This is a genomic window from Prevotella sp. AM42-24 (genome assembly GCF_003461825.1).
Classification (GTDB): domain Bacteria; phylum Bacteroidota; class Bacteroidia; order Bacteroidales; family Bacteroidaceae; genus Prevotella; species Prevotella hominis.
Genome location: NZ_QTXV01000003.1, coordinates 141,187 through 150,330, shown reverse-complemented (window position 1 = coordinate 150,330; position 9,144 = coordinate 141,187). Strand labels below are relative to the sequence as shown.

General features: G+C 43.5%; 5 protein-coding genes. 3 read left to right on the top strand and 2 right to left on the bottom strand.

The genetic code is table 11. The annotated features are described in order from the left end of the window. Positions 1 to 579: 579 nt before the first annotated feature. The gene (locus DW917_RS02225; RefSeq protein ID WP_118116076.1) at positions 580 to 2,073 is read left to right on the top strand and encodes a hypothetical protein; all 1,494 of its coding nucleotides are present in this window, start codon (positions 580 to 582) and stop codon (positions 2,071 to 2,073) included. A gap of 102 nt (positions 2,074 to 2,175) precedes the next feature. Here the strand turns inward: DW917_RS02225 and rnr are convergent, their stop codons facing one another. Together rnr and DW917_RS02215 are read right to left on the bottom strand one after the other, a co-directional pair. After that, entirely contained in the window at positions 2,176 to 4,485 is a 2,310-nt protein-coding gene (gene rnr / locus DW917_RS02220; RefSeq protein ID WP_118116074.1) for a ribonuclease R, read from the bottom strand. Between the two features lie 223 nt (positions 4,486 to 4,708). Further along, a complete protein-coding gene (locus tag DW917_RS02215; RefSeq protein WP_233524603.1) occupies positions 4,709 to 6,190 on the bottom strand; it encodes a DUF6377 domain-containing protein in 1,482 nt (493 codons plus the stop codon). Between the two features lie 277 nt (positions 6,191 to 6,467). Here DW917_RS02215 and DW917_RS17665 point away from each other — a divergent pair, with 277 nt between their 5' ends. Beyond that, positions 6,468 to 6,611 carry a hypothetical protein gene (locus tag DW917_RS17665; protein WP_233524602.1) on the top strand — a complete coding sequence of 48 codons (144 nt, stop codon included), beginning with the start codon at positions 6,468 to 6,470 and terminating at the stop codon, positions 6,609 to 6,611. Positions 6,612 to 6,652: 41 nt separating this feature from the next. Beyond that, positions 6,653 to 9,091: a glycoside hydrolase family 31 protein gene (locus DW917_RS02210; protein WP_118116069.1), complete on the top strand. Its 2,439-nt coding sequence runs from the start codon at positions 6,653 to 6,655 to the stop codon at positions 9,089 to 9,091. Positions 9,092 to 9,144 lie beyond the last annotated feature (53 nt).

Here is a 9,144-nt window from a genome sequence, read left to right as displayed (position 1 = left end):
CAGATTTTTTTCATTGATTATTTTTCCCTGTCATTTCTTTATTTCGCAGATTTTAGACCTGTCGGTCTGGGAGGATGACGCAGATTTCTGCTCTTATGAACTCGAAAAGGATTATGCAGATTTTCTCTGATTTTCTTCTTTTTATGGGTATTCTGACGATTTTTATTATTATAATTTTTTATTATGTTTGTTTTTTTGTGATAATTTTGGCTAAATTCCTGTTATTTAAGCATATATTGTTATTTTTCTTACTTTTTTAAAAGAAAATTGCATTTTTATGCTTTTATTTCTAATATATTTTTTAACTTTGTAGCAATTTCCTTATCAATATTTGTTTTCACATTCTATTGAACAGGAAAGAGCGAGAATTGTATCCCGATAAATCGGATTATTTTATTTTTAACAACATTAGCGTATGAAATTTTCTACACTATTCGCAGCTGCTTTGCTGTTCTTCGCTGACCGAGCGTTTCCTGTTGGACACCAAGTACTTAAGAGAATTCAAGGTGCGCAAATCATCCATTGGAAGGCTTGAAATAATATCTTAGAATCATGCAGCGTCGAAATACAATGAGAGTTATGCTGAATCAGAATAAAATATGGGTAGGGTGTATTGCCCTTTTGTTTTCATCCTCACTTTCCGCTCAGCCGGCAGGATTGAAGGAAAATCTGAAGAACTATTTCCTGCATCAGTTGGAAAAGAAGTCTGATGCGTCTTTGGCTGCTTTTTCTCAGAAGAAAGCCCTGAAGTGGAAAGAGGCTCAGAAGTACCAGACTTTAGTGTGGAAAGCCTGGCAGGAAGCCAATGCACAGTTGGATGAGGAAAAACTGATTCCGCTGCGTTCGCTCTGTCCTAAAAACAAGGGAATGTGGCATTTGCCAGCTTCTTTGGAACCGTCTGCCGTGATGCCTTACTATTGGGGAATCAAGTGGAAACCTCTCACTATTGCCGAGATACAGCAGAATTATCGCAATGGTTTCCAGGGTAATGATGCTGAGTCGTCAGATGAGCGCATCGCAGCAGCCCAGCCATTTCCGATGTATCTGTATCTTCATGGTTCAGGACCCAAGGAGGAGGAATGGAAATATGGATTGATGTGGGCGCAATATTTCAATGATGCTCCTTCTGTTTATTTCATTCCACAGATTCCTAATGAAGGCGAATATTACCGCTGGTGGCAGAAAGCGAAGTTGTATGCATGGGAGAAACTCTTGCGCCAGTCTTTAGCTTCCGGTCATGTAGATGCCAATCGACTTTATGTGTTTGGTATCTCAGAGGGCGGTTATGGCAGTCAGCGATTAGCATCCTATTATGCCGACTATTGGGCTGGTGTTGGTCCGATGGCAGGTGGAGAACCTTTGAAGAATGCCCCTGTAGAAAACTGTGCCAATCTTGCATTCTCGTTTTTGACGGGTGCTATGGATGAAGGTTTCTATCGCAACAAACTGACGGGTTATACCAAGACGGCCTTCGATTCGTTGCAGGCGAAATATGCTGGCAGACTCATGAATCATAGTGCGGACAGTCTTTTCCGTCATCGTATCGAATTGATACCTAATTGCGGTCATTCCATCGACTATTCTTTGACTACTCCTTGGCTCAAGAACTACAAGCGCAATCCTTATCCTCATACATTTTTGTGGGAGGATTATCCGATGGACGGACAGCGCCGTCAGGGCTTTTATAATCTCTATGTGATGAAGAGACCGAAGGCAGCAGATGGATTGAAGGATGCAAGTGGAGAAGATAGAGACTATTATGAGATGGATATCCAGGATAACGTAATCAGATTATCCGTCAAGAAGGTAATCTATCAGACGTTAGAGCGTGATCCTGTCTATGGTATAGATCTGAAGTTTACTAAGAGTTACCATCCGGCAAGTGGTGGTAAATGGAAGATTTATCTGAATGATCAACTGGTAGATATGAATAAACCGATAACCGTCTTCATCAATGACAGGAAAGTTTTCGAAGGAAAGCTCGTTCCCCGAATGGAAGATATGATTACCAGTTGTATGGAATATTTTGATCCTTGTCGTGTTTTCCCTGCATCTGTAGATGTGGCATTATAGAAAAGTCTTACAAGGAAAAATAGAAAAATAGGGAAGTTCAAGAATGAGCAGCATGAGAATCATGTACATCCTTGAATTTCCCTATTTTTTTATACTCAGAATTTATTTGCGCTTTCTGTGATTGCGGGTCTTCTGTTTACTTTTACCAGCTTTTTTGTCTTTGGATTTCATATCGCTGGCACCAGCAGATTTATCCTTGCGTACAGGAGCAGAGTCACCAGCAAGCGTGAAGTCGAGCTGTTTTTTCTCCAGATTGGCCTGTGCCACCTTGATACGGATAGCATCACCCAAAGAATATTTGTTGTGATGGCGTCGTCCGATGAGGCAGAAATTCTTTTCATCGAAATCATAGTAGTCGTCAGCGATGTCTCTCATCGGAATCATACCCTCGCAATGGTTCTCGTCGATAGTTGCATAGATACCATAGCTGGTAATACCGCTGATGTGGGCATCGAATTCTTCACCAAGCTTGTCGCCCATGAATTCCACCATCTTGTATTTGATACTGTCACGCTCCGCATTCTGTGCTATCTGCTCCATTTCAGAACAATGTTCGCAAAGTTCCTCATAATGCTTCTCATTGGCGCTTCTGCCACCTTCTGCATATTTGGTAAGCAAACGATGAACCATCGTGTCCGGATAACGGCGGATAGGAGATGTAAAGTGGGTGTAATACTCGAAGGCAAGTCCGAAGTGTCCGATGTTGTGAACAGAGTACTTCGCTTTCATCATGGCACGGAGTGCTACCATCTGGATGAGGTTGTTTTCAGGTTTACCTTCACAGTCAGCCATCAGCTTGTTGAGGCTTCTTGCAGTAGCGCCCTTGGTACCTTCTGTTTTCATCTTGTAGCCGAACTTGACTACGAATTCGCGCAGGGTTTCCAACTTCTGTGGGTCTGGATTATCATGGATACGATAAGGTAAAGTCTTAGGCTTCTTACCTTTCTTTGCCTTGCCGATGCTCTCTGCCACCGTGCGATTGGCAAGGAGCATGAACTCCTCTACCAGTTTGTTGGCATCCTTTGAGCGCTTATAGTAGCAGCTTACAGGCTTTCCTTTCTCATCTATGTCGAAGTGCAATTCCTCGCGGTCGAACTTCACGGCACCATTCTTGAAACGGGCAGCACGGAGTTTCTTGGCCAATCGGTCAAGTGTGATAAGCTGGAGTGCATTTTCTCCTTGATAAGGGTGCTCCTTGGTTTCTGCAGGAGCAGGTTCGCCAGTACCATCTACTACACCATTGGCTTCGAGCAGTTCCTGTACCTCTTCATATTTATAGCGGCGGTCGCTCTTGATGACCGTATGCACAATGCGGTAGTTCTTCACTTCTGCATTATTGTCGAGTTCGAAGATAACGCTATAAGCCAGTTTTTCCTCGTCAGGGCGAAGTGAACAGATGAAGTTGCAGAGACGTTCTGGCAACATCGGGATGGTGCGATCTACGAGATATACAGAGGTAGCTCGTTTTACGGCTTCCTTGTCGATAATGCTTCCTTCTGTGACATAGTGAGAAACGTCGGCGATGTGAACACCCACCTGCCAGTTGCCATTCTTCAACTTCTGGATACTGAGTGCATCGTCGAAGTCCTTGGCATCTTTCGGGTCGATAGTACAGGTAAATACCTGTCGGAAGTCCTCACGCTCCTTATAATCTTGTTCTGTGATTTCTCCTGTAATTTTGTTGGCAGCATCCTCTACATTCTTCGGATATTTGTATGGCAGGCCATACTGTGCGAGGATGGAGTTCATCTCCACGTCATTGTCACCCTTTTGACCGAGAACATCAACCACTTCGCCGATAGGACTCTTGTTTTCTCCGTCAGGCCACTCGATGATGCGCACCACCGCCTTGTCGTCGGTCTTGCCACCCTTGAGCTTTCTTCTTGGGATGATGATGTTGTGGGCGAATACATCGCCTGGTGTGACGAGGTAAGCGATGTCCTTATCCACTTTCAGACGGCCTACGAAGCTATCCTTGGCACGTTCCAATATCTTGTTGACCTGAGCCTCCTTGATATGGTTCTTGCGGCGAGCGAGGAAGGTGAACTCCACACGGTCGCCATTGAGCGCGCCCATGGAGTTGCGCTCAGATACGAAGATAGGCTTCTCGCTGCCGTCAGGGATGACGGAGTTCTTGCCGTTGGACTTGCGTACGAACTTGCCCTCCATCACCTGTACACTCTGGTTGAGGCGATAGGAATTGTCACTTACCTTGGCGAGGTAGTCATCCCAAGCCATCTCCTCCATGATGTCGATAGCGAGCATCTTGAGAGGGTGGGTAGTGAGATGGAGACCCCGGAATATCTCTTTGAAGCTGAGCGTTACGCCCGGCTGACTGGCAAAGAATTCTTGCAACTTCTCGGTGAGTTGCGCCTTGTTCATTCTCTTGCCACCTTTCTTTCCTTTTCCCATAATTCTAAAAGTTAATAGTTTTTATAAGGCAAAGATAGTGCAAACGAGCTCAAAGAAAGCTAGCTTTCAATTTGCCGAATGCAGCCTATCTTATGCAAAGAAACAAAAAAAATCGCAGAAAGCAAGCGTTCTTGTCCTCTTTTTTCTGTTTTTTAGCAAATATGTAACAAAAAGGACACTTGTTTCGATTTTTTTTCATAAGTTGCGTCGCATGCCGCCTTCATCATGCCGTGGTGGGCATAATGGTACACAGCTTCTCCACATCCTCTTCGAAAGTCTCACGATTCAATGCCTTGTTCTTGAATGCTGACCGATAGTTGTAGATAGTGCGAGGCATATAGAACAACAGGGAGGCAATCTCGGAACTGTCCTTAACACCCAATCTGATGAGGGCAAATATGCGCAATTCGGTGGTGAGGCTCCTGCTATGTGCTGGTTTCACTTGTTCTTCTGGTTTGAGCAAGGCATTGAACTCTTCTATGAACGAAGGATACATGTCGAGGAAGGCGGTGTCGAACTGTAGCAAGAAGTTGGCTGAGTCCTCGTCTGACAAGCGTGAGGAAGAAGTCATGTTGAGCAAGTCGTTTACTTGTCCCACTTTGATCTTTCGGTGTACCAATAATTCAAACTTGCTCAGGCGGTCAATGAATTTGGCGCATAGGTCGATATACAGTTTCGCCAATCGCTCGCGTTGCTTGTTGGTGTCTATCAAGCGTGTGTTGAGCAAGTTGAGTGCATCGTTGAGGCTTGATAATTGCGTGTTGCTGTCAGATAGTTCGATACGATGCTTGTGCAGCAACTTGTTTTGTTGTCTATAGAAGTAGAAAAGCACGAGCATGATGATGAGGAGGATGGAAATCCCCCACAAGGCAGCGCGCATCAAGTTGTTTTGTGCGGTTAGCTTCTCTCGATAGTTCTTGACAATGATAGGCAGCTTTTGCGAGATTTCGATGATGCGCAGTCGGTTGTTGTACGCCTTTGCGTCATCCATGGCAAAGTTGATGTAGCGTTCGGCTCTAGAAACGTTCTCGTTGTCTTTCTGGTATAGATACATGGCAAAGTCTTGTAACGCAAGATTCTCGCGAGTGCTGTTCTTCAGGTCACTGATACATGCCTGTACGATGTACTCTTCGTATTTCTCGGGTTGATGATTTGCACTATAGTTGTTGGCTATGGCAAATGCCGCCATGGCATAGTAACGAGAGTTGACTGGTACTTCCTTCAAGACACGAAAGTAGTGACTCAATGCCTTCTTGTCGTTACGTTCCACGTAAATGTAGTATTCTCCCAGGAAAAAATTGTAACGTTTGTCATTCTTGCTGAGCAGACCGACCGCCTGTTTCAGAAACTCAGCCGCTTTTTGTCTGTACTTGGGAGCGTATGTTGCGTCATGACAATAGTCAGACCAATACATATATATATAATACTTCGTGATAGTATAGTCAAAGGAAAGAGATGGAGTGAGCGAGGAAAAGTCTATCTCATTGAGCAGAGACATCGCCTCTCCATAAAGTCCACCGATGGCAAGCAGTGATGCTTTTTCTATTCTGCTTTTGTCATGGTAGAACTGGTTGGCGGTCTTATCAGCCAACTCTATGGACTTGTCAACATACACCATGGCGGAATCAAACTGATAAACGTAGTATTCATTGAATAGCTTGTCATAGACAGAAAGTAACGTGGCGGTGCTCTTATCCTTGTCCATGATTCCCTTGTAGGTGTTGATACTAGCCTCCTTTTGCTTGTAGATTTGGGATCTGTTGTCTAAAAGGCTATCTAAAGTAAAAGAAAGTTTCTCGTTTCTTGTTGCAGACAAATGGCAACAAGAACATATCAATATGAATGTTATAATAATTCTTTGCATGGTAATCTCGCTTCTTAAAATTGTGTGCAAATATATAAAATTATTTTTGGGTAGCCAAATAATAGGCTGTGTTTTTATGAAAAAACACTTATTACCGCAAAATCCCCTCCAAAGACGAATGTACTTGATACGAATTTCCGATTATTTGTATGTTGCTCATTATCATGGGAATAAGGGATTTGTCATCATTCGTTTTTGTACTAATCGTGTACTTTGCCGCATGATGGTAGTAGATTATGACTATCTTTGCAGCATCTATTAACAAAAATGGAATTATCTAGCAATCAACTAAATTTTTGAATTATGAAGAAACCTTTCATTATGCTTATGATGAGTAGTTGCTTATTGTTAACTCCTTCCATGGCACAAGTAGTGGTCAATGATCCTGTAGCAACAAGTCAGGCTGTCATTACTTGTGGCAATGCTCGTTTTACGGTTCTTACTCCGGAGATGATAAGAGTGGAGTATAGCGATCAAGCGAAGTTTGAGGATCGGGCGACCTTCACCATTGTCAATCGTAAGTTGGATGCGCCTCAGTTCACCAAGAGTGAGGATGACACCTATTTATATATAATGACATCCAACCTGAAGCTCAAGTATCGCAAGGGAACTGATCCACGCACCCTTCCAGCCTCTTCAGCCAATCTTACCATCGCTATAACAGGTAATGGTGTTTCTACAGTTTGGTATCCTGGCAAACCAGACCCACTGAACTTAAAAGGAACTTGCCGTACATTGGATGGTCTGATGGGCGATAGCAAGCGTTCGGAAATGGAAAGTGGTTTGGTTTCTCGCTCTGGTTGGGCTGTGATAGATGATTCATGGGCTTCACCTCGTTCTGATGGAGGACGTTCTTATGCCTTGTCTCCTAATAGTGATATGGGGTATCCTTGGTGGACACAGCGTGCAGACAATCATGCCATGGATACTTATGTGTTAGGATATGGCCATAATTACAAGAAAGCTCTTGCAGACTATACCAAGATTGCTGGTAGCATCCCTCTGCCACCTGATTATGTGTTCGGTTACTGGTATAGTAAGTATGCTTCTTATTCGGCAGATGATTATCGCAAAATTATGAGCGACTTGAAAGCCAATAAGATACCTACCGATGTGATGATTCTCGATATGGATTGGCATTGGAATGGAAATGCTTATAGTCAGTCGGAAGGTCGTGGTGGTTGGACTGGTTGGTCATGGAACACCAATCTCATTCCTAATCCAAAAGGTCTTCTCTCTGAGATGCACTCACAAAATTTTAAGACTGCGCTCAATTTGCATCCTGCCGATGGTATCAATCAGATAGAGTCGCCTACTTATTTCGCTGCCATGAACAGTGAATTAGGTGGCAAGTACCTGAATGACAGCCGCAATAATATCAATTGGAGCCTTGATTACCCCGACTTTACTAAGTCGTTCTTCAAGAACATCATTCGTGACCATGAGAGCGAAGGCGTTGATTTCTGGTGGTTGGATTGGCAGCAATATCTGACAAGTCCATATACAAAATCTTTGAGCGAGACATTTTGGTGTAACTATGTCTTCTTCAATGAGGCAGCCAAGCGTACAGGCCATCGTCCTGTGATTTTCCACCGTTGGGGAGGTTTGGGCAGTCATCGTTATCAGATTGGTTTCTCGGGCGATGCCAACATCAGCTATGAGGCTTTGGCTTTTGAGCCTTACTTTACGGCTACAGCCTCCAATGTAGGTTATGGCTATTGGGGGCATGACCTCGGAGGACATATGTTCTCCAGCGAGGAATTGGTGAACAATCCCAACTTGGTGTTGAGATGGATTCAGTTTGGTGTGTTTACTCCTATATTCCGTACTCATGCTACCAGCGATTCTCGCATAGAACGCCGTATCTGGAAATTCCCTAATTTCCCTACCATCTTGGAAGCAGTTCGTCTGCGTTACTCTCTCTTCCCTTATATATATACCATGGCGCGTAAGACCTATGATACTGGTGTGTCAATCTGTCGTCCATTGTACTATGAGTATCCTGAGGTAGAAGAAGCATATACATACGATAATGAGTATTTCTTTGGTGATGATATCTTAGTGGCACCTATCACTGAGAAATCTGATGCAAGAGGTATCACGATAAAGGATGTATGGTTGCCAGAAGGAAAATGGTGGAGTGTGTCTACTAATGAATTGATAGAAGGTCCTCGTTTGGTTACCATGTCATTCACAGATAAGCAGATACCTTATTTCTATCGTCAGGGAGCTTTGATTCCTAACAATCCTGCAGACGTGATGAATGTTACGGAACGTCCTTCGCAATTGGTGCTCAACATAATTTCTGGAGAGAATGGCAAAGGTTCCATTTATGAGGATGATGGTGATAATCCTGATTATTCATCTAATTATGCAGAGACTATGCTTAGCCAGAGCTTTGATGGGCATGTAGGTGAGTATGTCATTTCTCCTCGCAAGGGTACATCTAAGGAGGCTCCAAGTAGTCGCTCTTATAAATTGTTGATATATAATACAGATAAGCCATTGTCCGCTAAGGTGGATGGAATGCAAGTTACTTTCACTTATAATGCGGAGAGCAAGTGTACTACGATTGAGGTGCCTTCTGCAAGTTGCTCTATGGAGCGTCGCATAGAAGTGGAGTATGCCACAAGTTCTGCTGTGGCAAGTATCACGGCAAATGATGCAAAGGTAGCTTATGACAGTGCCAGCACAAAGTTTATCGCATCTGCCCAATGCTCAAAGAAAATATTGGTAGAGTAATCAAGATAATTATCATAAAATAATTATACTACCCAAATAATAATTTAAAACAA